Annotated in this window: 18 protein-coding genes; 11 read left to right on the top strand and 7 right to left on the bottom strand. The window is 61.9% G+C overall.

Annotated features, from left to right (window positions below; all coding sequences use genetic code 11):
• Nucleotides 1-88 precede the first annotated feature (88 nt).
• The 3 genes from Aeroheme_RS09555 to ybcJ all read left to right on the top strand — a co-directional run bounded on the left by Aeroheme_RS09555 (nt 89) and on the right by ybcJ (nt 2,682).
• Entirely contained in the window at nt 89-1,873 is a 1,785-nt protein-coding gene (locus Aeroheme_RS09555) for a class I poly(R)-hydroxyalkanoic acid synthase (protein WP_393935833.1), read from the top strand.
• A complete protein-coding gene (locus tag Aeroheme_RS09550) occupies nt 1,870-2,274 on the top strand; it encodes a MaoC family dehydratase (RefSeq protein ID WP_290071108.1) in 405 nt (134 codons plus the stop codon). Before Aeroheme_RS09555 ends, Aeroheme_RS09550 begins: the two co-directional genes overlap by 4 nt.
• Before the next feature lie 174 nt (nt 2,275-2,448).
• Nucleotides 2,449-2,682 (top strand): ribosome-associated protein YbcJ, encoded by a 234-nt coding sequence (gene ybcJ / locus Aeroheme_RS09545; protein WP_010674882.1) that lies wholly within the window; start codon nt 2,449-2,451, stop codon nt 2,680-2,682.
• A 150-nt stretch (nt 2,683-2,832) separates the two neighbouring features.
• Here ybcJ and Aeroheme_RS09540 read toward each other — a convergent pair whose 3' ends face one another.
• Entirely contained in the window at nt 2,833-3,306 is a 474-nt protein-coding gene (locus tag Aeroheme_RS09540; RefSeq protein ID WP_025327111.1) for a DUF4442 domain-containing protein, read from the bottom strand.
• A 429-nt stretch (nt 3,307-3,735) separates the two neighbouring features.
• Here Aeroheme_RS09540 and Aeroheme_RS09535 point away from each other — a divergent pair, with 429 nt between their 5' ends.
• Entirely contained in the window at nt 3,736-4,917 is a 1,182-nt protein-coding gene (locus Aeroheme_RS09535; RefSeq protein ID WP_411167158.1) for a hypothetical protein, read from the top strand.
• 60 nt (nt 4,918-4,977) lie between these two features.
• On the opposite strand, the gene Aeroheme_RS09530 is transcribed toward Aeroheme_RS09535, so the two are convergent.
• The 3 genes from Aeroheme_RS09530 to Aeroheme_RS09520 all read right to left on the bottom strand — a co-directional run bounded on the left by Aeroheme_RS09530 (nt 4,978) and on the right by Aeroheme_RS09520 (nt 11,510).
• The gene (locus tag Aeroheme_RS09530; protein WP_163137889.1) at nt 4,978-6,729 is read right to left on the bottom strand and encodes an ABC transporter transmembrane domain-containing protein; all 1,752 of its coding nucleotides are present in this window, start codon (nt 6,727-6,729) and stop codon (nt 4,978-4,980) included.
• Between the two features lie 103 nt (nt 6,730-6,832).
• Nucleotides 6,833-8,569, bottom strand: a complete 1,737-nt coding sequence (locus tag Aeroheme_RS09525; RefSeq protein WP_411167157.1) for an ABC transporter transmembrane domain-containing protein — start codon at nt 8,567-8,569, stop codon at nt 6,833-6,835.
• A gap of 142 nt (nt 8,570-8,711) precedes the next feature.
• Nucleotides 8,712-11,510: a response regulator gene (locus Aeroheme_RS09520; RefSeq protein ID WP_411167156.1), complete on the bottom strand. Its 2,799-nt coding sequence runs from the start codon at nt 11,508-11,510 to the stop codon at nt 8,712-8,714.
• Nucleotides 11,511-11,664: 154 nt separating this feature from the next.
• Between Aeroheme_RS09520 and trxC the strand changes: the two genes are divergently transcribed.
• From trxC to Aeroheme_RS09505, 3 genes are all read left to right on the top strand, one after another.
• Nucleotides 11,665-12,105, top strand: a complete 441-nt coding sequence (gene trxC / locus Aeroheme_RS09515) for a thioredoxin TrxC (RefSeq protein ID WP_289981581.1) — start codon at nt 11,665-11,667, stop codon at nt 12,103-12,105.
• Nucleotides 12,106-12,259: 154 nt separating this feature from the next.
• Nucleotides 12,260-13,645, top strand: a complete 1,386-nt coding sequence (locus Aeroheme_RS09510; RefSeq protein WP_395950073.1) for an SLC13 family permease — start codon at nt 12,260-12,262, stop codon at nt 13,643-13,645.
• A 286-nt stretch (nt 13,646-13,931) separates the two neighbouring features.
• Nucleotides 13,932-14,486 (top strand): cytochrome b/b6 domain-containing protein, encoded by a 555-nt coding sequence (locus Aeroheme_RS09505; protein WP_411167234.1) that lies wholly within the window; start codon nt 13,932-13,934, stop codon nt 14,484-14,486.
• 64 nt (nt 14,487-14,550) lie between these two features.
• On the opposite strand, the gene Aeroheme_RS09500 is transcribed toward Aeroheme_RS09505, so the two are convergent.
• Nucleotides 14,551-17,025: a glycogen/starch/alpha-glucan phosphorylase gene (locus Aeroheme_RS09500; RefSeq protein WP_111911836.1), complete on the bottom strand. Its 2,475-nt coding sequence runs from the start codon at nt 17,023-17,025 to the stop codon at nt 14,551-14,553.
• A 395-nt stretch (nt 17,026-17,420) separates the two neighbouring features.
• Nucleotides 17,421-17,618, bottom strand: a complete 198-nt coding sequence (locus Aeroheme_RS09495) for a DUF4250 domain-containing protein (RefSeq protein ID WP_005323525.1) — start codon at nt 17,616-17,618, stop codon at nt 17,421-17,423.
• Nucleotides 17,619-17,851: 233 nt separating this feature from the next.
• Here Aeroheme_RS09495 and Aeroheme_RS09490 point away from each other — a divergent pair, with 233 nt between their 5' ends.
• Complete coding sequence (locus tag Aeroheme_RS09490) at nt 17,852-18,331, top strand: cell division inhibitor (protein WP_408836175.1); 480 nt, start codon at nt 17,852-17,854, stop codon at nt 18,329-18,331.
• Nucleotides 18,332-18,489: 158 nt separating this feature from the next.
• On the opposite strand, the gene Aeroheme_RS09485 is transcribed toward Aeroheme_RS09490, so the two are convergent.
• Nucleotides 18,490-20,013: a fumarate hydratase gene (locus Aeroheme_RS09485; protein WP_163147601.1), complete on the bottom strand. Its 1,524-nt coding sequence runs from the start codon at nt 20,011-20,013 to the stop codon at nt 18,490-18,492.
• A 209-nt stretch (nt 20,014-20,222) separates the two neighbouring features.
• Here Aeroheme_RS09485 and pabB point away from each other — a divergent pair, with 209 nt between their 5' ends.
• The 3 genes from pabB to Aeroheme_RS09470 all read left to right on the top strand — a co-directional run bounded on the left by pabB (nt 20,223) and on the right by Aeroheme_RS09470 (nt 23,735).
• A complete protein-coding gene (gene pabB / locus Aeroheme_RS09480; protein WP_411167155.1) occupies nt 20,223-21,599 on the top strand; it encodes an aminodeoxychorismate synthase component I in 1,377 nt (458 codons plus the stop codon).
• A gap of 55 nt (nt 21,600-21,654) precedes the next feature.
• On the top strand, nt 21,655-22,245 hold the full coding sequence (locus tag Aeroheme_RS09475; RefSeq protein ID WP_163157417.1) for a CoA pyrophosphatase: 591 nt from the start codon (nt 21,655-21,657) through the stop codon (nt 22,243-22,245).
• Between the two features lie 191 nt (nt 22,246-22,436).
• Nucleotides 22,437-23,735, top strand: coding sequence for an HAAAP family serine/threonine permease (locus tag Aeroheme_RS09470; RefSeq protein ID WP_106886661.1), 1,299 nt, complete (start codon nt 22,437-22,439; stop codon nt 23,733-23,735).
• Nucleotides 23,736-23,806 lie beyond the last annotated feature (71 nt).

Genomic DNA, 23,806 nt, shown 5'->3' with positions numbered 1-23,806 from the left:
CCCTGGCTGCCCGTTCGGGCAGCCACATCTCCCCACGACTCGACGGTACGGGCGAGCTCCCGCCTCGGGTGTGGGTGAAGGAGAGCACATGAGCCAACCATCTTATGGCCCGCTGTTCGAGGCCCTGGCCCACTACAATGACAAGCTGCTGGCCATGGCCAAGGCCCAGACAGAGCGCACCGCCCAGGCGCTGCTGCAGACCAATCTGGACGATCTGGGCCAGGTGCTGGAGCAGGGCAGCCAGCAACCCTGGCAACTGATCCAGGCCCAGATGAACTGGTGGCAGGATCAGCTCAAGCTGATGCAGCACACCCTGCTCAAAAGCGCAGGCCAGCCGAGCGAGCCGGTGATCACCCCGGAGCGCGGCGATCGCCGCTTCAAGGCCGAGGCCTGGAGCGAACAACCCATCTATGACTACCTCAAGCAGTCCTACCTGCTCACCGCCAGGCACCTGCTGGCCTCGGTGGATGCCCTGGAGGGCGTCCCCCAGAAGAGCCGGGAGCGGCTGCGTTTCTTCACCCGCCAGTACGTCAACGCCATGGCCCCCAGCAACTTCCTGGCGACCAACCCCGAGCTGCTCAAGCTGACCCTGGAGTCCGACGGCCAGAACCTGGTGCGCGGGCTGGCCCTCTTGGCCGAGGATCTGGAACGCAGTGCCGATCAGCTCAACATCCGCCTGACCGACGAATCCGCCTTCGAGCTGGGGCGAGATCTGGCCCTGACCCCGGGCCGGGTGGTGCAGCGCACCGAGCTCTATGAGCTCATTCAGTACAGCCCGACTACCGAGACGGTGGGCAAGACACCTGTGCTGATAGTGCCCCCCTTCATCAACAAGTACTACATCATGGACATGCGGCCCCAGAACTCCCTGGTCGCCTGGCTGGTCGCCCAGGGCCAGACGGTGTTCATGATCTCCTGGCGCAACCCGGGCGTGGCCCAGGCGCAAATCGATCTCGACGACTACGTGGTGGATGGCGTCATCGCCGCCCTGGACGGCGTGGAGGCGGCCACCGGCGAGCGGGAGGTGCACGGCATCGGCTACTGCATCGGCGGCACCGCCTTGTCGCTCGCCATGGGCTGGCTGGCGGCGCGGCGCCAGAAACAGCGGGTGCGCACCGCCACCCTGTTCACCACACTGCTGGACTTCTCCCAGCCAGGGGAGCTTGGCATCTTCATCCACGAGCCCATCATAGCGGCGCTCGAGGCGCAAAATGAGGCCAAGGGCATCATGGACGGGCGCCAGCTGGCTGTCTCTTTCAGCCTGCTGCGGGAGAACAGCCTCTACTGGAACTACTACATCGACAGCTACCTCAAGGGCCAGAGCCCGGTGGCCTTCGATTTGCTGCACTGGAACAGCGACAGCACCAATGTGGCGGGCAAGACCCACAACAGCCTGCTGCGCCGTCTTTACCTGGAGAACCAGCTGGTGAAGGGGGAGCTCAAGATCCGCAACACCCGCATCGATCTCGGCAAGGTGAAGACCCCTGTGCTGCTGGTGTCGGCGGTGGACGATCACATCGCCCTCTGGCAGGGCACCTGGCAGGGCATGAAGCTGTTTGGCGGGGAGCAGCGCTTCCTCCTGGCGGAGTCAGGCCACATCGCCGGCATCATCAACCCGCCGGCCGCCAACAAGTACGGCTTCTGGCACAACGGGGCCGAGGCCGAGAGCCCGGAGAGCTGGCTGGCAGGGGCGACGCACCAGGGCGGCTCCTGGTGGCCCGAGATGATGGGCTTTATCCAGAGCCGTGACGAAGGGTCAGAGCCCGTCCCCGCGCGGGTGCCCGAGGAGGGGCTGGCCCCCGCCCCCGGCCACTATGTCAAGGTGCGGCTCAACCCCGTGTTTGCCAGCGCCACAGAGGAGGACGCCGCATGAGTGCACTGCCTCTTGAAGTGGGCCAGAAGGCCCGTCTCAGCAAGCGGTTCGGGGCGGCGGAGGTAGCCGCCTTCGCCGCGCTCTCGGAGGACTTCAACCCCCTGCACCTGGACCCGGCCTTCGCCGCCACCACGGCGTTTGAGCGGCCCATAGTCCACGGCATGTTGCTCGCCAGCCTCTTCTCCGGGCTGCTGGGCCAGCAGTTGCCGGGCAAGGGGAGCATCTATCTGGGTCAAAGCCTCAGCTTCAAGCTGCCGGTCTTTGTCGGGGACGAGGTGACGGCCGAGGTGGAGGTGACCGCCCTTCGCGAGGACAAACCCATCGCCACCCTGACCACCCGCATCTTCACCCAGGATGGCGCCCTCGCCGTGACGGGGGAAGCCGTGGTCAAGCTGCCTTAAGCACCGGCGGCACGCAGACACAATCAGCCCGGCCCCTGCCGGGCTGATTGTTCTCCCCCGCTCCGCTTGCCCCCTTTTTCGGGGCAATTCGGCCCTGCCCCTTTCCCTGCCCCGCCTAACTGCCTAAAATGGCCGCCCTGCCGTGTAGGCATTCATCCAGCTAGAGGAATTCCCATGGAGACGTTTCTGCTCGAAGGTCACCCCTTCGTTGCCTTGTGTGACCTGATCAAGCATCAGGGTTGGGCCGATTGTGGCGGTGCCGCCAAGGCGCTGGTCGCCGAGGGCCTGGTGGAAGTGGACGGTCAGGTCGAGACCCGCAAGCGCTGCAAGATAGTCGCCGAGCAAGTGGTCAACTTCAACGGCATGAAGGTGGTGGTGAAGGAAGGCGTCAGCCCCGAGATCCTCTAAGCCCGAGGTCTGCCCCCGCAAGCGCTACCCAGCACAGTCGCCGAGCAGGTGGTCAACTTCAACGGCATGAAGGTAGTGGTGAAGGAAGGCGTCAGCCCCGAGATCCTCTGATCCCTGCTTGAATAAGGGCGCCAACGCGCCCGTCAGCATTCAGCTGGCCTTGATCGACAGGGTCAGCACGAAGCGCGCCATCGCCTCATCTCCGTTGAGCGACGGGCAGGTGGCCACCACCTGGATGGGGCGGTTGATGCGCTGCCCGGTCGCCAGGGACTCGTCTATCATGGCGTCTATGGCCTCCCCGGCCGCGCAGTCAAACTGCACGTCCCCCTCGGGGCGCTTCAGAAACTCCCCCTGCACATCCTTGAAGGCAAAGTGCACCTTCTTGCGCCGCGCCCGCCCCTTCTCCATCACCAGCAAGCCCCCCACCAGATCGGCGCCGGTGGCCAGCGCCCCGAAGTACATGCTGCCCAGGTGGTTGCGGGTACGCCAGCCGAGGGGAATGCGGATGCGCAGCGCCTTGGCATTCATCTCTTCGATGACGGGGGCACAGAATCCGATGACGGGAATATAGCGCCAGGCGAACAGGCGCAGTGCCAGATTGGCTTTGAAGCGTTGCAGGTCCATTGCAAACTGATCCGATGAGTGATTGTGACCGAAATGTTGCCAGCCCCCACCCCAATAGACAAGTCCCTGTTGCCGTCGTTGTGAGGGCGATCGACTCCCGAGTGCATTTGAAAATCAAATGATGGGCGCCGCTGCATTCGATGGGCAAATGATAACCCCGGGCATTCGCCGCCACAGCGACGTCATTTCCTCCTGATGGCGGAGTTTTTTTCAAGAAAGAACTCATATGGCACTTTCATGACGACCCTAGCCGGCTGAAAGCTAACGATAAACGGGATTGCCCCGGCGCTAGCCCACTCATCCGCCAGCGCCACTGGGATTAATCACAGTAACGAAATGCCTCCCCCCTCGCTAGGCTCTGCTGGCTCGTGAATGGCCAGCTGGCACCGAGTCATCCTGTGACACCAATCTCAGCATAAGGATAGAGAGATGAGTAACGTTCAACAGCTGTTCAACGGGGGCGAGAGCGCCGGTACCTTCCTGCTCAACTTCAACAACAACCGTGCCTTTGAGCTGTTTGGCCGGGAGTACCTCAAGTGCTACGCCAACCTGGCGGTCAAGGGCAAGATGAGCAAGCCCCTGCCCACAGGGCCGCTCAGCTACGCCGTCGACTTCGCCATGGATTGCGGCTGCAGCTCTGTGCTGTTCGACTTCAACCTCGCCTACAAGAAGACCTTTGGCAACCAGGCCCAGGCGCCCCTGTGGCGCGAGTCGGACTACGAGGCCGAGATAGTGCTCTGCCAGCTGGTGCGTGAGGCCCCCGCCAGCCGCCTGAACAACCGTGATCAGTTCGCCGAGGCCGAGGCCTTCTTCAACGACGTCAACCTGCCCACCAACGCCAGGAACCTGGGCAGCGACCCCTATGCCGACAAGGATGGCCTGGTGGAGTTCATCGTGGCCAACGAGCTGCTGGACGATCCCGCAGTCATGGCCAAACTGGCGGAGCAGAAGGCCTACCTCATCGCCATCACCTCAGTGGTCACCGCCTACATCAACCGCTACGCCGAGGCCTATGGCGAGCAGTACAAGACGGACGCGGATCTCTGGGCCCGGGCCCTCTCCAAGATCCCCCTGATGGGGCCGAGCAAGATCGATCAGCAGAGCTACAGCCGCCACATCAAGGGGCTCAGCATCGCCACCGACTTCATCAACTTCATCATGGACGTGGTGGTAAGCCAGGGCACCACGGCGCTGGCGAGCTTCAACAAGTTCCTGCAAAAGCAGGGGGATGCCATCCGCTTCGGGGTGGAGAACAACAAGGACTTCTACAAGACCATCACGGTCGGCATCACGGTCGAGGTGTTCAAGGTGGGCAGCGAGCTGGTCTATGTGCCCAAGATCAAGCAGTACCGCATCAACTTCGACCGCCAGAACAGCAAGTTCACCTCCGCCTGTGCCAGCGCCGAATTCGTCGACATCCACTTCAACTACCTCTATGCCGCCAATGTGTTCGACTACGAGGCGCTCAAGGATCCGGAGATCAAGCGCGACTTCGACAGCTTCATCCAGAAGCAGCGCAAGGCCCAGATCGAGGAAGCCGATACCTTCTTCAACGACGACTTCCCGCCTCTGCAACCCAAGCAGATCGCACGGAGCAAAGCCACGGTCTGATCTTCCCCCATCTTGGAAACAAAACAGCCGGCATCTGCCGGCTGTTTTTTATAAAGGGCTTCAGGCCCTCTTCTCTTCGAGCCAGGCGCCCTGGCTCTGCATCTCGAACAGCTGGGCGTAGTGGCCCCCCAGCGCCATCAGCTCCCCATGGGTGCCGCGCTCGCTCACCTGACCGCGGGAGAGCAGCAGTATCTCGTCCGCATCCACTATGGTGGAGAGCCGGTGGGCGATGGCGATGGTGGTGCGGCCACGGCGCGCCGCCGAGAGCGCCTGGGAGAGCGCCAGCTCGGTCTGGGAGTCCACGCTGGCGGTCGCCTCGTCCAGGATGAGGATGCGCGGATCCCCCACCAGGGCGCGGGCAAACGAAAGCAGCTGACGCTGACCGGCGGAGAGGTTCTTGCCCCCCTCCTCCATCAGGGTCTCCAGGCCCTTGGGCAGATGGCGCACGAACGCGGCCAGCTGCACCTCCTCCAGGGCCTGCCAGAGCCGCGCCTCATCGATGCCGTCACGACCAAGGCGCAGGTTTTCTGCCAAGGTCCCGACGAAGATGAAGGGATCCTGCTGCACCAGGCCTATGCTGCGGCGCACCGCCGAGAGCGACAGCGTGCTCATGGGGTGATCATCGAAACGGATGCAGCCCTGATCCAGCGGGTAGAAGCCCATCAGCAGGCTGATGATGGTGGACTTGCCGCTGCCGGTGTGGCCCACCAGCGCCAGCATCTGGCCGGGACGGGTGGCGAAGCTCACCTCCTGCAGCACAGGCTGCTGGCCATCGTAGGAGAAGCTCACCCGCTCGAAACGCACCCGTCCCGCCAGGGGCAGCGTCTCGCCTTGCGTGCTCTCCCGGGATTCGTCCAGCAGGGCGAACACCCGCTCCCCCGCCACCATGGCCTGCTGCAACTGGTTGAGCTGGTTGGTCATCTCGATGAGGGGCTCGATCATGCGCCCCAGATAACTGATGAAGGCGTAGAGCACCCCCACCTGGATGGCGCCACCCGCGCTCAACCCCTCCTTGGCAAACAGGGCCAGCAGGCCGATGAGCACCATCATGTAGAAGAGATCGATGAGGGGGCGCAGCAGTATGCCGTTGATCTTGAGGCTCTTGATCCTGGCCTGCCAGTGCTGCTGGTTCACCTCGGCAAAGGCATTGGCGAAGTGGCGCTCCTGCACCATGGCCTGAATGACCGGCATCCCCTGCAGGGACTCGTTGAGCCGGCTGTTGATGTCGGAGAGCAGGCTGCGGGTCGCCCGCACCACGGGCACGCTCAGGCGCTGGTAGAGCCACATCACGGCCCCCACCGCCGGCAGCAGGGTGGCGCACACCAGCATCAGGCGCAGATCCAGCAGCGCCATGGAGATGAGGATGCCGCACAGCAGCACCACTTTTTGCACCAGCAGCCCAATCACCTGCACATAGAGGTTCATGATCGCCTCTGTGTCATTGGTGATGCGGGAGATGAGGGAACCCGAGCGATGCTTGTCGAAATAGCGGGCAGGCAGCCGGATGGCGGTGGCAAACACCTGTTCGCGAAGGGTCTGCACCACCGCCTGGGCGATGCGGTTGAAGCGCAGGGATTGCAGGTAGAAACCCGCCGCCGAGAGCACCTGCAACCCCAGATAACCGGCGGCCAGGGCGGCGATGTGGGGCCACACCAGCTGGCGCGGCGCCAGATAGTCATCGATGAAGAGCTTGATAAGCAGGGGCCCGGCCACTTCGGCGCCGGTGGCCAGCAGCAGGCAGATGCCCGCCTGCACCAGCCAGCGAGGATAGCGGGCACAGTAGGCGAGCAGGCGTTTGATGGTTGGATTCACAGACTTGCCTCCAGCACAGCGTTCCCAAGGAATTGACTCTCTTTGCCCCCTTCTCCCCTCGCGGGAGAAGGGGTGATGGGAACCACGCGTCTCATTATCAAACTCACAGGCTCTCCTCCACGTCTTGTTCGAGACGCTGATAGCGCACCATGTCCGCGTACCAGCCGTTGTGGGCCATCAGGGCGCCGTGAGCACCGCGCTCGCTGATGGCTCCCTGATCCAGCACCAGGATCTCGTCTGCCTGCTCCACCGCCGTCATGCGGTGGCTGACCAGAATGAGGGTCCGTCTGTGGGCCTTGAGCGCTAGCAGTATCTGCTGCTCTGTGTGGGCATCCACCGCCGACAGGGCGTCATCCAGCACCAGGATAGGCGCCGCCAGCAGCAGGGCGCGGGCGATGGCGAGGCGCTGCTTCTGGCCCCCGGAGAGGGTCACCCCCTTCTCCCCCACCTCGGTCTCATACCCCCTGGGGAAGCGAACGATGTCGTCGTGGACGCAGGCGATGCGGGCTACCCGCTCTATCTCCTCCCGGCTCGCCTCCGGTTTGCCGAGGGCGATGTTGGCGGCGATGGTGGTAGAAAAGAGGAAGGGCTCCTGGGGCACGTAGGCAAACTGGCTGCGCAGGGTGCCCAGGGGCAGCTGGTCGATGGGCACTCCCCCCATGGCAATGGCACCGGCCGTGGGATTGGCCAGCCGCATCAACAGCTTGAGCAGCGAGCTCTTGCCAGCCCCGGTGCGCCCCACCACCCCCAGCATGGCGCCGTGTTGCAGGGTGAAATCCACGCCATGCAGCAGGCTGCGTTGCTCCAGCCGATAGCCCAGGCACCTGGCCTCAAGCGGCAGGGCCGAGACAAAGGCCGCGGGCCGGGCCGGCTCTTCGATGTCGCTGCGCTCCCCCAGCATGCTCTCGATGCGGGAATAGGCGGCGCTGCCCCGCTCTATGATGTTGAACAGCCAGGCGATGGCGAACATGGGCCAGATGAGCTGCCCCAGGTACATGGTGAAGCTGGTGAGCTCCCCCAGGGTCAGCTTGTCTTGCAGTACCAGGGCACTGCCGCCGGCCACCGCCAGGAAGTAGGAGCAGCCGATGCAGAGGTAAATCACGGGATCGAACTTGGCATCGATGCGAGCCACCGCCATGTTGCACTCCCCCGCCTGACGGGTCAGCTCGGCAAAGCCCTTGTCTTCCAGGGACTCTACCGCATAGGACTTGAGCACCCGCACCCCGGAGAGGGCCTCCTGGGTCTTGTTGTTGAGGCGGGAGAAGGCCCCCTGCGCCGCCTTGAACTCCTTGTAGATCTGGGTGCCGAAGCGGTTCATGAAGAAGGCCATCACCGGCAGCGGCAGCAGGGAGAGCAGGGTCAGCTGCCAGGAGTACTGGCTGCACATGATGGAGAGCACCAGGATACCGACGATGAAGGAGTCCACCAGGGTCAGCACTCCTTCGCCTGCGGTCATCTCCACCGCCTGGATGTCGTTGGTGGCGTGGGCCATCAGATCGCCGGTACGGTGGCGCTGGTAAAAGTCCGGGCTCATGCGGGTGAAGTGGCTGAACAGGCGGTTGCGCAGCACATAGGCGAGCCGGTAGGAGGCGCCAAACAGCATGACCCGCCACACGTAGCGCAGCAGGTAGATGAGCAGGCCAAGGCCCAGCAGCCCCGCCAGATAGCCCATCAGGGTGCCGTCATCGAGCCCCCCCCTGGCGATGCCATCCACCACCCAGCCCACCACCTTGGGGGGGATCACGGTCAACAGGGCCACCATCATCAACAGGGAGATGGCCATCAGATAACGCCGCCACTGATCCTTGAAAAACCAGCCAAGCCGCAAAAATACGCTCACAGTAAAGTCCTTGCTCGCGGCACAGCGGGGGCCGCGTGGTCATAAGAGAAGCTCAATACAATCGCCCCCGAGGTGGGGGCGATGGGAGTGGGTCATCATAGCCTGAAGCGGACGACTTGAGAACGATTGCTATCTCACCGGTTCACAGCCGCTTGTCCGGGGAAGAGAACGGGAAGGCGACCGACTCCTGCTGCTCGCCGGTCAGCAGGAAATGGGAAACCTCTTCCCGGGTCTGGGTGAAGACTTGCTGCAACTGGGTCAGCTCGCCTTCGCTCAGCTCCTCTTGCAGCCGCAGCCGCCACTCCAGCTCGCCGGCCAGCAGTTGCAGGCGGGAGGCGGAGATGTTGGCCGACACCCCCTTCAGGGTGTGCAGCAGGCGGCAGGCCACCTCGGGTTGCTGGCGGCGCAGGGCGGAGCGAATGTCCCACAGATCGTCCTTGTGCTCGGAGAGGAACAGCTTGAACAGGATCTGCAGCGCCTCCCTGTCCTGCTCCAGACGGCGCAGCGCATCCTCCAGATCCAGCACCCCCATCAGATCCGGCGGCTTGACCTCGAGCGGCACTCGCCGCTCGCCGCTGGCGTTCTTCACCCACTGCAGCAGGTTGTTGTAGAGATCCAGCTTGCTGACCGGCTTGGTGACATAGCCGTTCATGCCGACCCCGAGGCAGCGCTCCCTGTCCCCCGGCATGGCGCTGGCGGTGAGCGCTATGATGGGGACGTCGTGCTTGTCCACCATCTTGCGGATCTGGCGGGTCGCATCCAGGCCATCGAGCACCGGCATCTGCAAGTCCATCAGGATGACGTCAAAGGGCTGCTCCGCCACCTGCTCCACCGCCTCGCGCCCGTTGTCCACCACTGTGACCACGGCCTCGACCCGGCGCAGGTACTCCATGATGAGCTGCTGGTTGACGCGGTTGTCCTCGGCCAGCAGCACCCGGGTCCCGTGCAGCAGTTCCCTGAAGTGCTGCTGATCCCCCTGCGCCTCGGCCTGACGGACCTTGCTGTCGTGGGAGCTGCCGTTGAGCAGCTCATCGACCTTGGCCAGCAGGGCGTTCTCTGTCATGGGCTTGGCCAGGAAGTGGGTCAGCCCCATGCTCTCCATGCGCCCGTGCAGCCCCTCCCTGGACCAGGCGCTGGTCATCAGTATGGGCAGGCGCCGCCACTGGCTGTGCTGATACATCTCGAGGGCGAGATCCAGGCCGTCCTCCTGTCCCATGCGCCAGTCGAGGATGGCGAGCCGGATGTGGTGGCCCTCCTCCCGCAACACCTGGCGGGCACGGGAGAGGCTGTTGACCGCGATCACGGAGGCACCGGCCCGGCCCAGTATGTCCTTGGCCAGCTCCAGCACCAGTTCGTTGTCATCCATCATCAGGATGAGGGGCTGGTGATCGAAGAAGACCCGGCGCCCGGAGACCCCATAGACGGCCTGGGACAGGGGGATCTCGAACAGGAAGGTGGAGCCCACCCCGGGCTTGCTCTGCACCCTGATCTCCCCCCCCATCAGCCCCACCAGCCGCTGGGAGATGTTGAGCCCGAGCCCCGAGCCGCCATATTTGCGGGTGTTACCCGCCTCCAGCTGGGTAAAGGGCTGGAACAGCTGTGCCTGCTTCTCCGGCGCTATGCCGATGCCGGTGTCCCGCACGCTGAAGCACACCCGCATCGGGTATTGATTGACTAGAGTGATGGCCACCTCCACCTCCCCCCGTTCGGTGAACTTGATGGCGTTGTTGACCAGGTTGACCAGCACCTGGCCGAGCCGCAGCGGATCGCCGCGCAGAAAATCGGGCACCGCAGGCGACTTGTTGATGATGACCTCGATCTGCTTGCGCTCAGCCAGATCCGCAAACATGGCGGCCAGGGAGTCGAGCTGTTCGCTGAGATCGAAGTCGATCTCCTCCAGGGTCAGCTTGCCGGACTCCACCTTGGTGAGATCCAGGATGTCGTTGATGAGCAGCAGCAAAGTATCAGACGAGGACTTTATCTTGTTGAGATAGTCCCGCTGCTGCTGATCGAGGTTGGTCTGCAGCGCCAGGGCGCTGAAGCCGATGATGGCATTCATGGGGGTGCGGATCTCGTGGCTCATGTTGGCCAGGAAGTCGCTCTTGGCCTGGGCCAGCAAGGCGGCGTGGCGGGACAGCTCGCTCAGCTTCTGGTTGCGGCGCCACAGGGTCGCGGCCACCAGCGAGAAGCAGAGCAGCGCGCCCCCCAGCACCATCAGGTAGAAGCGGCTCTTGAGGGAGGAGGCCAGATCCAGCTTGCTCTGTTTCCAGGCCGGCAGCGAGGCCAGCCCCTTCATCTCGACGATCTGGTTGCGCAGGCGGTGGTATTCCATCACCTGCTGATTGAGTTCCTGGCTGAGCTGGGTCAGGGCCGTGACTTTGGGCTGCCCGGGGTAGGTCTCCATCAGGTGCAGTTGCAGTTGCCGCAGTTGATTCTGTTCGCTGGTGTCCCAGCTGCGCCTGAGATAGTGGCTCAACCGGGAAAGCTCGGTGAGATCGCGGGCTTGTTCGGCCCCGGCCGGCAGGGTTGCCAGCAGCGCCTTGAGCTGGCTCTGGAAACGGGGCGCCAGGTATTCGATGGTCATCTCCATGGTGTAGAGCCTGGCGAGATCCAGCAGATAACCGTCGATGTCCCGTTGCAGCGCCAAGGACTTGGGATCATCCACCGACCCCGGGTCTTCGCGCACCTGGCTCACGAAGCGATCCAGACTGTTCGACAGCAGGCTGAGGCGCTGCTGCACGCTGCCATCGCTGGCCTTCTCGCGCCCCAGCAGATAGACGGTGTCGGTATTGACCCGGTTGAGCACCAGCTCTGCGGCCACGCTCAGATCGGAGGCGCGTTGTTGCTGGCTCAGCAACTGCCAGCAATAGGCAGAGAACGCCAGCAGCGATACGATGATAAGGCCAAAGACAACACGATGGTCCCGTGCAACACTCTTCATCCCGTCTCGATTCTCATGTCATGGTCGGCCATCCGGTGCCCCAGGGTCAGGGCCGAACAGCCGAGTGTGAAAAACAACTGAGCGCTATGTTACCGTTAGTCTGCTCTGTGAATGCAATAAAGATGTTGCCGGGCCATGAGTAAAGGAGCCAATTATGTCACTTGTCACTACCTATTGTAGCCACTGCTTTACCCGCAATCGCCTGCCCGGCGACAAGGTGGATGCCAGTGCAAAGTGCGGTCGCTGCCACCAACCGCTGTTTTCCCACTCCCCGGTGTCGGGTCGCCTGGCGCACTTCGATGCCCTGATCCAGTCCGACATACCGGTGGTGGTCGACTTCTGGGCCAGCTGGTGCGGCCCCTGCCTGCAGTTCGCCCCAGTCTTTCAAGAGATAGCCCAGGAGCTCGAACCCCGCATCCGCTTCGTGAAGCTAGACACCGAACAGGAGGCCGCCATCGCCAGCCGCTACGCCATTCGCAGCATCCCGACCCTGATGATCTTCAAAGGGGGAGAGATCCTGGCTCAGCGCAGCGGCTCCCTGCCAAAGAGCCTGTTCAAGGAGTGGCTGCTTTCCGTCACGGCAGCGCCCAAATGAAAACAGAATGTTTAATTTATGTTTAATAGCAGATCCATTTTCACTTGACTCTGTGAGTCGCCACATGATTTGACCACATCCCCCTGTTTCAAACAGGGGGATAAATGTAACCTCGGCAACACAACAACAACCATAAATTAACCGAGAGAACAACATGCATACCTCTGCAGTCCCTTCCGCCCCTACACGCTGGCTGGACATCAAGGCCGGGATCGTCATCCTGGACGTTCTGCTGCTCTGCGCCATGCTCGCCTGGCTTCCGTTTGATCCCATGATCAACAAAGGCCTCGGCATCCTGATCTTCATCGCCATCCTCTGGCTGACCGAGGCGGTGAACATCACCATCACGGCCTTGTCCATCCCGGTGCTCGCCACCCTGCTCGGGGTGTTTGACATGAGCAAGTCGCTGACCGACTTCGCCAACCCTGTCCTCTTCCTCTTCTTCGGCGGCTTTGCCCTGGCGGCGGCCCTCTCCAAGCAGGGGCTGGATACCCAGATCGCCGCCAAGGTGATGCAGCTGGCCAAGGGTCACCTCGGCTGGGCAGCCATAGTGCTGTTCACCATCACGGCCGCGCTCTCCATGTGGATCAGCAACACCGCCACCGCCGCCATGATGATGCCGCTCGCCCTCGGCATGCTCAAGGGGCTCGATATTCACAAGGAGCGCCGCACCCTGGTCTTCGTCCTGCTTGGCGTCGCCTACAGCGCCAGCATCGGCGGTATCGGCACCCTGGTGGGCAGCCCCCCCAATGCCATCGCCGCCGCCCAGATGGGCCTCGGCTTCACCGACTGGCTGAAGTTCGGCATCCCGGTGGTGCTCATCTTCATGCCGGTGGGCATAGGCCTGCTCTATTGGGTGACGCGCCCCAACCTGTCGCACCAGGTCAGCACAGAGCGGGTCACCATAGAGTGGACCGGCCAGCGCAAGACCACCTTGCTCATCTTCCTGACCACAGTGCTGCTGTGGATTGGCTCCCAGCCGCTGGCCGCGGCCCTCGGCGGCATTCCCCAGTTCGATACCCTGATCGCCATGGGCGCCATCCTGGCCATCGCCGTCAGTCGGGTCGCCAGCTGGGATGACATCAACCAGAACACCGACTGGGGCGTGCTGCTGCTGTTCGGGGGTGGCCTGACCTTGAGCGCCATCCTCAAGCAAACCGGTGCCAACGCCTTCCTGGCGGAGCACCTCTCCAGTGCGCTCTCCACCATGCCCATCTTCATCATATTGCTCTGCCTTGCCGCCTTCGTGGTGTTCCTGACCGAGCTGGTCTCCAACACCGCCACCGCCGCCCTGCTGGTGCCGCTGTTCGCCGGTGTGGCCGAGGCGCTGGGGGTCTCCCCCATAGTGGTGTCTGTGCTTATCGCCGTCGGCGCCTCCTGCGCCTTCATGCTGCCGGTGGCCACCCCGCCGAACGCCATCGTCTTCGCCAGCGGTCACATCCAGCAGCGGGAGATGATGCGAGCCGGTCTGGTGCTGAACCTGGTGTTCACCGTCATCCTGACCCTGCTGGCCTATTTCTTCGGCGATATACTGCACTGACCCCGGTGCCAGGCTGATGGGCCCCGCCCCTGCGCCGCCGCACACCCCAAACCCGCTAACACACCAGAGCCCCGCACCCTCGGGGCTCTGTTTATTCTTCCTTCCCAGCGCCTCCCCCAGCCTCTCCCCCTCTCCTTGCCACTGGCCCTGCCCCTGTGACGCGCCCCGGGCCATTAACACGGCCTTAAGAAAGTACCTCCATGATGCGGGCAACGGCGCTCCGGCAACAGGCGTATGGAAAGCCGGTATGCATCACAACGAGAGGAAAAAAATCATGGAGAAAGCGATGGAAAGCGGCAAGGCCATCAGGGTGTGGGATCCCCTGATCAGGGTGTTTCACTGGGCAACCGTCCTGCTGTGCGTGCTCAACCTGTTCATCCTGGATGAGGGCAGACGCAATCACCGCTATGTCGGATACGCCCTGGCCGGGTTGCTGGTGCTGCGCATCCTGTGGGGATTTGTCGGCTCAGACTACGCCAGGTTTGCCCAGTGGTTTCCGACCCCGGCCCGTCTGGGCCGCTACCTGCAGGCCAGCTGGCAGGGCAAGCACCCCTATCATGCCGGCCACAATCCGCTGGGTGCCTTGATGATACTGCTGCTGTTGACCTGTCTGGTGGGGACAGCCGTAACCGGGATCATGACGGGGTACGAGCAGCTGTTTAATGAGGATCTCATGGAGGAGCTGCACGAGTTCTTTGCCAAGGCGCTGCAGATCGCCATCTTCATCCATGTGCTGGCGGTCATCGTCCTCGATCGCCTGACCCGGGGCGATCTCATCAGGGCCATGATCACCGGCAGGAAGCGCGTGCCGGCTGGCACCGAGATCGTCGACAAGCGCTGAAGCCTCCTTGACCAGAGGAGATAAAAAAACCCCGCGATGCGGGGTTTTTTCATATTGGGTGTGGTCAGCCGACGTTGCAGCTCTTCAATTTCCAGATCCGATCCACGTAGTCCTGGATGGAGCGGTCGGAGTTGAACTTGCCCATGGTGGCCGAGTTGATGATGGCCTTCTTCGCCCACAGCGCCGGATCCCGATACCAGGTATCGATCAGCTTGTGTGCTTCCGAGTAGGAGGCAAAATCGGCCAGGGTCAGGTAAGGGTCTCCCCCTTCCAGCAAGGAGCGCTTGATGGAGGCGAGTTCCCCCGGGCGACCCGGCGTGAAGTAGTCGGTGTCGAACCAGTCCAGCACCGCCTTGAGCTCGGAGTTGGCATAGTAGAAGTCGTACGGGTTGTAACCGCGCGCCTTCAGGGACTTCACCTCGTCCACGTTCAGACCGAAGATGGCGCAGTTCTCGGCCCCCGCCTCTTCGGCGATCTCGATGTTGGCCCCATCCAGCGTGCCTATGGTGATGGCGCCGTTCAGTGCCATCTTCATGTTGCCTGTCCCTGAGGCCTCGTAGCCTGCGGTGGAGATCTGCTCGGAGACATCCGCCGCCGGGATCAGCTTCTCGGCCAGGCTGACGCGGTAGTTCGGCATGAACACCACTTTCAGCTTGCCCTGGATGCGAGCGTCGTTGTTGACCCGCTCCGCCAGCTTGTTGATGGCGTAGATGATGTCCTTGGCCAGCTTGTAACCGGGCGCCGCCTTGGAGCCGAAGATGAACACGCGCGGGTGCATGTCATAGTCCGGGTTCGCCAGCAGACGACGGTAGAGCGCCATGATGTGGATGAGGTTCAACTGCTGACGCTTGTACTCGTGCAGACGCTTGATCTGGACGTCGAAGATCGCCTCGGCCGAGACATCGATACCGGTTTCGGCCTTGATGACCTTGACCAGCTTCTCCTTGTTATGACGCTTGATGGTCATGAACTGCTGCTGGAACGCCTTGTCGTCGGCAAACTTGGTCACGCTGCGCAGCTTGTCCAGCTGCAGCGGCCACTCCTTGCCCACCACCTCGTTGTAGAGGGCGGCAAGCTCGGGGTTGCAGGCCAGCAGCCAGCGACGGGGGGTCACGCCGTTGGTGACGTTGCACATCTTCTCTGGCCACAGCTCGGCATACTCGGGGAAGAGATCCTCTTTCACCAGCTTGGAGTGGATCTCGGCCACGCCGTTCACCTTGGAGGAGCCGATGACGCACAGGTTGCCCATGCGCACCTTGCGCACGTCCCCTTCTTCGATGATGGAGAGCTTGGCCTTGATGGCATCGTTGCCCGGCCACTTGGGCTCCACCAGCTCGTTCAGGAAGCGAGCGTTGATCTCGTAGATGATCTCGAGATGACGGGGCAGCACCTTCTCGAACAGGCTGACAGACCACTTCTCCAGCGCTTCCGGCAGCAGGGTGTGGTTGGTGTAGGAGAAGACCTGGTAGCAGATGGCCCAGGCGGCATCCCAGTGCAGGTCTTCCTCGTCCACCAGCACTCGCATCAGCTCGGGGATGGCCACTGTCGGGTGGGTATCGTTGAGCTGAATGGCAATTTGCGCGGCAAAGTTGCGGAAGTCCGCACCATGGACCCGCTTGTAGCGGCGCATGATGTCCTTGATGGAGCAGGCACAGAAGAAGTACTGCTGGATCAGGCGCAGCTCTTTGCCTGCATCTGTCTCGTCGTTCGGGTAGAGCACCTTGGAGATGGTCTCGGCCTGGGCCTTCTCGGCCTGGGAGTCGATGTAACCACCGGCGTTGAACACATCCCAGTCAAAGAACTCGGAGGCGCGAGATTCCCACAGCCGCAGTATGTTGACGGTGTGACCGCCAAAACCCACCACAGGAATGTCCCAGGGCACCCCTTTGATCTTGCGACCGGCGTGCCACACCTTCTTCAGGCCGCCCTTGTCACCGAACACGGTTTCCACATAACCGTAGAGCGGGATCTCCTGCACCGACTCGGGGCGGCAGATCTCCCAGGGGTTGCCATATTCACGCCAGGAGTCCGGGCGCTCGATCTGGCGCCCATCCTGGATCTCCTGACGGAACAGACCGTGCTCGTAATGGATGCCGTAGCCCACCGCCGGGTAGTTCAGGGTGGCCAGGGAGTCGATGAAGCAGGCGGCCAGACGACCCAGGCCGCCGTTGCCAAGGGCCATGTCCGGCTCTTGTTCGCACAGATCGGTCAGTTCCAGACCGAGTTCACCCAGGGCCTCTTCGCAAATCTTGTACAGAGAGAGGTTGTGCAGGTTGTTGGAGGTCAAACGCCCCATCAGGAATTCAGCAGAGAGATAGTGAATCGCACGAGTATCTTTCTTGAAGTGAGTCTGCTGAGTACGGGTCAGGCGCTCGTACACCTGTTCGTTGACGGCGGCAGCGGTCGCTTTCCACCATGCTTCGGGGGAGGCTTTCTGTTCGCTTGTACCCAAGGTAGAACGCAGGTGACGCACGATGCTCGCCTTGAGCTGATCTTTATCCAGTTGGAGATCCTGGTCTGTCTTCTTCTTGGTAGCCATAAACCATTTTCCTTCGTTACAAATAAAAATGTTATCCCCTTGAGGGACCGGCGCTGTTGTTATCTCAGAATATGTTCCGGCGTGGGCATACTAGCTAAAGCCGGGGGTTTAAAAGTTAACGTGAGTCACACTTTAACGTATAAAAATGACAGTTTCACCATGAAAACCCTTTCCTATATCCCGCCTGAACAAAATAAAAATAACCTTAAAAATCAAAACATTGAATGAAATTCAAAAAGATGAATTCATGAATAGGTTTTCAATGATTGCCAGCGGCTGAAAATACGTGAAAATAAGCGGCTATTCGGCCGGTGATGAAATCGCTTTCAATGCTTGATGCATCAGCGCGGCAATAAAAGGAAGCTGCCCCAATTGGGGCAGCTTCCTGAGCTGAATTAACCATGAGCCTTGAACTGGTTACTCATGGGGTCGTAGTGATAACCAATCTGCTGCAGACGGGTGGCCAGCTGATCCTCCGTCATGTCGTAGTAAGCCAGCAACTCTTCCAGACCATCGCACTCCAGCCGCAGCTTCTCGTTGATGATCCCGAGCAGAATATTGGCGTCCAGCCGTTGCAAGGTGCTCACATCCATCTTGGTCCCTCCTCTTGCCATACAGACTGTATAACCATGAGCGCCGACCCGCGCTTTGTCTACAGGTTAAAAAACACCCGCCCCACCATCAATATAAATAGTATTTAAATTCAAATAGTTAATAAAAAACCCTGTTAGTCGGCTCACATTTTTAATCACAAACGCCTTGTCACTGGCATGAGATAGAACTACTGTATACACATACAGCATGGTTATTCATACAGGACGCACATATGAGCCAGCCCCTGAGTCACAGCCCACTCTCCTCCTCTGCCGGTGTTATCCCCACCTGGCCCACCCGCCATCAGGGCAAGGCGGAGCATGAGCATCGACTGGCCATGGATCTCCATGAAGCCCCGCTGCTGGATGCGCTGGGAAGATTGAGCCAGAGCGACAGCGGCTGGATTTTGCTCATAGCCCCGCCAGGGCTGCCCGTGGCCAAGCAACTGCAGGCACAGGGGATCAACCCCGCCCGGGTACTGGTGGTCCACGGCCCCAAGATCAAGAACTGGCAACGTCTGCTGGAGCAGAGCCTGGCCAACGGCCATTGTGCCGCCGTCTTGACCTGGCTGCCGGAACGGGTTGCCCTGGATCGCAGCCGCCTCAGCACCCTGGGGCAACGTGCAGGTGTCCTGACCCGCTTCTTCGAGCCCACCCCCTCCCAAGGTGGCCCCCTCTGTTACGGTGGGCAGGACGTCTACCTGAACCATTGAGTCATATAGTGCCAACCCAGGCTGGCAGGGCTCCCCGCCCCCGCGCGTCAATCAGGCGGTAACCAAGACGAGAAAGGCGACCCTGAGGTCGCCTTCTGTCATATGGCCTGTGTGATGGGCTGCTATCTGCCCGGCCCCCGCCAGGGGCTTGCACCGGATCAGGCGAGCCTGGTATCCAGCTCGGCGATTTTGGCAGACCAGTAGGCCGGGCCGGTTTCATGGATATTGTTGCCCTGGGAGTCCACCGCCACTGTCACCGGCATGTCTTCCACCTCGAACTCATAGATGGCTTCCATCCCCAGATCGGCGAAGGCCACCACACGGGCCTTCTTGATGGCCTTGGCCACCAGGTAGGCGGCGCCCCCCACGGCCATCAGATAGACGGCCTGGTGCTGCTTGATGCTCTCGACGGTTTTCGGACCCCGCTCGGACTTGCCTATCATGCCGATGAGGCCGGTTTCCCCCAGCATCATGTCGGTGAACTTGTCCATCCGGGTGGAGGTGGTGGGGCCGGCCGGGCCGACCACTTCGTCACGCACCGCATCGACCGGGCCGACGTAGTAGATGAAGCGGTTGGTGAAGTCGACCCCTTCCGGCAAGCCTTCGCCATTTTTCAGCATGTCGGCAATGCGCTTGTGGGCAGCGTCACGGCCGGTGAGGATCTTGCCGGACAGCAGCACTGTATCACCGCTCTTCCAGCTGGCGAGTTCGGCCTTGGTGATGCCGTCGACGTTGACCCGGCGCACGTTGCCGCCCGCTTCACGGGTGATCTGTGGCCAGTCTTCCAGCTTCGGCGGGGTCAATTCGGCGGGGCCAGAGCCATCGAGCTCGAAGTGAACGTGGCGAGTCGCGGCGCAGTTGGGGATCATCACCACCGGCTTGGAGGCGGCATGGGTCGGGGCGGACTTGACCTTCACATCCAGCACTGTGGTAAGGCCGCCCAGCCCCTGGGCACCAATCCCCAGCCGGTTGACCTTGTCATAGAGCTCGACCCGCAGCTTCTCTTCTGTGGTCTCTGGACCCCGGGCGATCAGCTCCTGAATGTCGATGTGCTCCATCAGGGCTTCCTTCGCGAGCACGGCCGCCTTCTCGGCGGTGCCGCCGATGCCGATCCCCAGCATGCCAGGCGGGCACCAGCCGGCGCCCATGGTCGGCACGGTTTTGAGCACCCATTCGACCACGTCGTCGGAGGGGTTGAGCATCACCATTTTGGACTTGTTCTCGGAGCCGCCGCCTTTGGCCGCAATGCTCACTTCCACCTTGTCCCCCGGGATCATGTCGATGTGCACCACGGCAGGGGCATTGTCCTTGGTGTTCTTGCGACTGCCGGCCGGATCCGCCAGCACGCTGGCACGCAGCGGGTTGTCCGGGTTGGTGTAGGCACGGCGGGTGCCCTCATCCACCATCTCCTGGACCGTCATGTCGCTGTCCCACTGCACCTGCATGCCGATCTTGACGAAGCAGGTGACTATGCCGGTGTCCTGGCACAGAGGGCGATGCCCTTCGGCAGACATGCGGGAGTTGATCAGGATCTGGGCCAGGGCATCCTTGGCGGCCGGGTTGATCTCGCGGTCATAGGCAGCCTTGGCGGCATGGACAAAATCGAGGGGGTGGTAGAAAGAGATGTACTGCAGGGCGTCAGCAATGGAATCGATAAAGTCCTGTTTTCTAATGATGCTCATATCATCCTCACTGGTCCTTGTCGTCGCTTGCGCGAGCAAGGGCTTCCATATGAGCCGGGCCTTCGGCAGGCGGCGAATGCGCACAGAGCCGGCGACTACGGCGTGTTTTTATAACGGTGTTTTTCTTAAAAATGCCGGCGGCCATGATACGCTTGAGCACCTGAACCGGCTAGGGAGCTGGGTGCAAACTGTTGCCTGTGTAACAAAAAATGAAACCAAGACTGCATATCCACCATTTCGACCCGCAAGCATCGCTTCACGCCCTGTTTGCCCGCTTGCAACACCAGGCCTGGGCCATCTTGCTGGAATCGGCAGGCCCAACGGGCGCCGACAACCGCTTTGACATCATCAGCGCCGATCCGCTCGCCACCCTGGAGACCCGGGGTGCCAGCACCAGCCTGCGCCACGCAGGCAGCCAGACCCTGCATGAAGAAGATCCCCTCACCCTGCTCGCCCGCACCCAGCAGGCCCTGCTGGGGGATCTGGTGCAGGATGAACATGACCTGCCCTTCATCGGGGGTGCCCTGGGGCTCTTTGGCTACGATCTGGGGCGGCGATTCGAGCGTCTGCCCACTCAGGCCAGTGCGGACATCCAGGTACCCGACATGGCGGTGGGGATCTACGACTGGGCACTGCTGCGGGAGGTCGCGACCGGCCGCTGGCAGCTGGTGCACTGGGGAGATGAGGCCGGGCTCGCCAGACGATTGCAGTGGCTGGCGGCGCAAACCCCGCAGGCCGGCGCCCCCTTCGCCTTGCAGGGAGAGTGGCAGAGCAACATGAGCCGGGCCGAGTACGGCGAGAAGTTCTCCCGCATCCAGGCCTATCTGGCGGCGGGGGATTGCTATCAAATCAACCTGACCCAGCGCTTCAGCGCCCCCTATGGCGGGGACGAGTGGTCCGCCTATCTCGCCCTCAGTGCCGCCAACAAGGCCCCCTTCTCGGCCTTTGTCCGGCTGCCCCAGAGCGCCATTTTGAGCCTCTCCCCCGAGCGCTTCCTGCTGCTCGATGGCCGCCACATCGAGACCAAGCCCATCAAGGGCACCCGGCCCCGTCATCCGGACACCGCCATCGACAGGCAAGTGGCCGAGTCGCTCGCCAGTGCCGACAAGGACAGATCGGAGAACCTGATGATCGTGGATCTGCTGCGCAACGACATAGGCCGGGTCAGCCGCCCGGGCTCCGTCAGCGTGCCGAGCCTGTTTGCGGTGGAGTCCTTCCCCGCCGTACATCACCTTGTCTCCACCATTCACGGTGAGCTGGATGCGCGCTGGCAGGGGGTGGATCTGCTGCGGGCCTGTTTCCCTGGCGGCTCCATCACGGGGGCCCCCAAGATCCGGGCAATGGAGATCATAGAGGAGCTGGAGCCGGTGCGGCGCAACGCCTATTGCGGCAGCATCGGCTACCTGAGCCAGCACGGCCGGATGGACACCAGCATCTGCATTCGCACCCTGATAGCCGAAGCCGGCCGGCTCCATTGCTGGGCGGGAGGGGGCATCATCGCCGACTCAGACCCGGACGCCGAATATCAGGAGACCTACGACAAGGTGGCCCGCATCCTGCCGCTGCTGGATGCCCTGCGCCAATGAACCTGTGACTGCCCTCGCCCGCCCCAAGGAGACCAGGACCGAGATGGATATCGAGATGAACCGCGCCGAGCTGCTGACCCGTTTCCTGTTGCAGCGCCCCGCCCCCGCCCATCGCCTGATGCTGGCGGGGCTCAAACCGGCGGCTGTGCTGATCCCCCTGGTGGAACGCCCCCAGGGGTTGCACCTGTTGCTGACCCGCCGCAGCCCCACCCTGCGCCACCACCCGGGGCAGATAAGCTTTCCCGGCGGGCGCCAGGATCCGGAAGATGAGAGCCTGATCCACACGGCCCTGCGAGAGACCCACGAGGAGTTGGGGATCCCCGCCTCCCAGATCCGGGTCATCGGCAGCCTCACCCCCCTCAACACCATTTCCCTGTATGACGTCCTGCCGGTGCTGGCCATGATAGACCCCGACTATCGGCTTGCCCTCAGCCCCGATGAGGTGGAGCAGGCCTTCGAGGTGCCCCTCAGCCATGTGCTGGATCCGGCCCATCACATAGCCCTGACCCTCCCAAGGGCGGGCAAGCGCCACACCATCTACTGGATCCCCTGGCAACACTCCTTCATCTGGGGGGCCACCGCCAGCATGATCCGCCAACTGGCCCAGCACCTGTCAGGACAACATATTGATAACCTGGCGAGGTGAAAGATTATCCATTTAACATTCAACTAACACAGCATATGATAAATAAATTTTGATTATTTATTCTTTTGATCACATTTCTATAAGAAAGTGCGGGTTTCAGCCTCATAAAGGTGAATCTGATCAACATTTTTGATTAAAAAAAAAGTATTCTTGCGCCGACTAATTAAAACCACACATTCGGGGTGAGACACATGTCCAATACTGTCACTGGCGCACAGGATGTTGCAGCCGCACAGGAGCAAGGGATCCGCTCGGTCCAATCACGCGGTTGGAGCAAACAAGACACCACCTGGGTTATCAGCCTGTTCGGCACCGCCGTCGGCGCTGGCATCCTGTTCCTGCCCATCAACGCCGGCATGGGTGGCTTCTGGCCACTGGTGGTGATGGCGCTGCTGGTCGGCCCCATGACTTACCTGGCCCACCGTGGCCTGGCGCGCTTCGTGCTCTCCTCCAAGAAGCCAAATGCGGATATCACCGAAGTGGTGGAAGAGCATTTCGGCGTGGGCGCCGGCAAATTAATCACCCTGCTCTACTTCTTCGCCATCTACCCCATAGTGCTGATCTACGGCGTGGGCATCACCAATACCGTCGAGAGCTTCCTGGTCAACCAGCTGCAGATGACGGCGCCACCGCGCTGGATCCTCTCCATCGTGCTGATCATGGCCATGATGTCGGTCATGCTGGCCGGTGAGAAGCTGATGCTGAAGGTCACCGAGTTCCTGGTGTACCCGCTCATCGCCATCCTGGCGGGCATCTCCCTCTACCTGATCCCGGACTGGACAGGTGCCGCCCTGGCCCAGGTGCCTTCCGCCAAGGATTTCGCCACCACCCTGTGGCTGACCATCCCTGTGCTGGTGTTCTCCTTCAACCACAGCCCGGCCATCTCCAGCTTCGCTCTGGCCCAGCGCCGTGATCACGGTGACAACGCCGTCGCCAAGTCAGATGCCATCTTGAAGCGCACCGCCATCGTACTGCTGGGCTTCGTGATGTTCTTCGTCTTCTCCTGCGTGATGAGCCTGACTCCGGCCCAGCTGGCAGAAGCCAAGTCCCAGAACATTGCCGTGCTCTCCTACCTGGCCAACCAGCATGCGAGCCCCTTCATCTCCTACTTCGGCCCGCTGGTTGCCTTCGTCGCCATCGTCTCCTCCTTCTTCGGCCACTACCTGGGTGCCCGTGAAGGTCTGAAGGGCATGGTGATGCAGCAGATGCGCTCCTCCGGCAAAGAGCCGAACCACAAGAAGATTGAGCTGTTCATCATCGCCTTCTTCATTCTGACCCTGTGGAGTGTGGCCGTGATCAACCCCTCCATCCTCGGCATGATCGAATCCCTGGGTGGCCCCATCATCGCCACAATCCTGTTCCTGATGCCGATGTACGCCATCAAGCGCGTCCCGGCCATGGCGAAATACCAGGGCCAGATCAGCAATGTGTTCGTGGCAACCATGGGCCTCATTGCCATCTCTGCCATCCTCTATCAGCTGGTCGGCTAACCCCGTCCCCGATAGCCAGGGTCAACCGGATCGCCGGCTGACCCGACCAGAGACCCACAGCCCGGCAGGCT

The organism is Aeromonas sp. DSM 116730, from assembly GCF_046581335.1.
Classification (GTDB): Bacteria; Pseudomonadota; Gammaproteobacteria; order Enterobacterales; family Aeromonadaceae; genus Aeromonas; species Aeromonas rivipollensis.
This window is presented reverse-complemented; position numbering and strand designations above follow the sequence as displayed.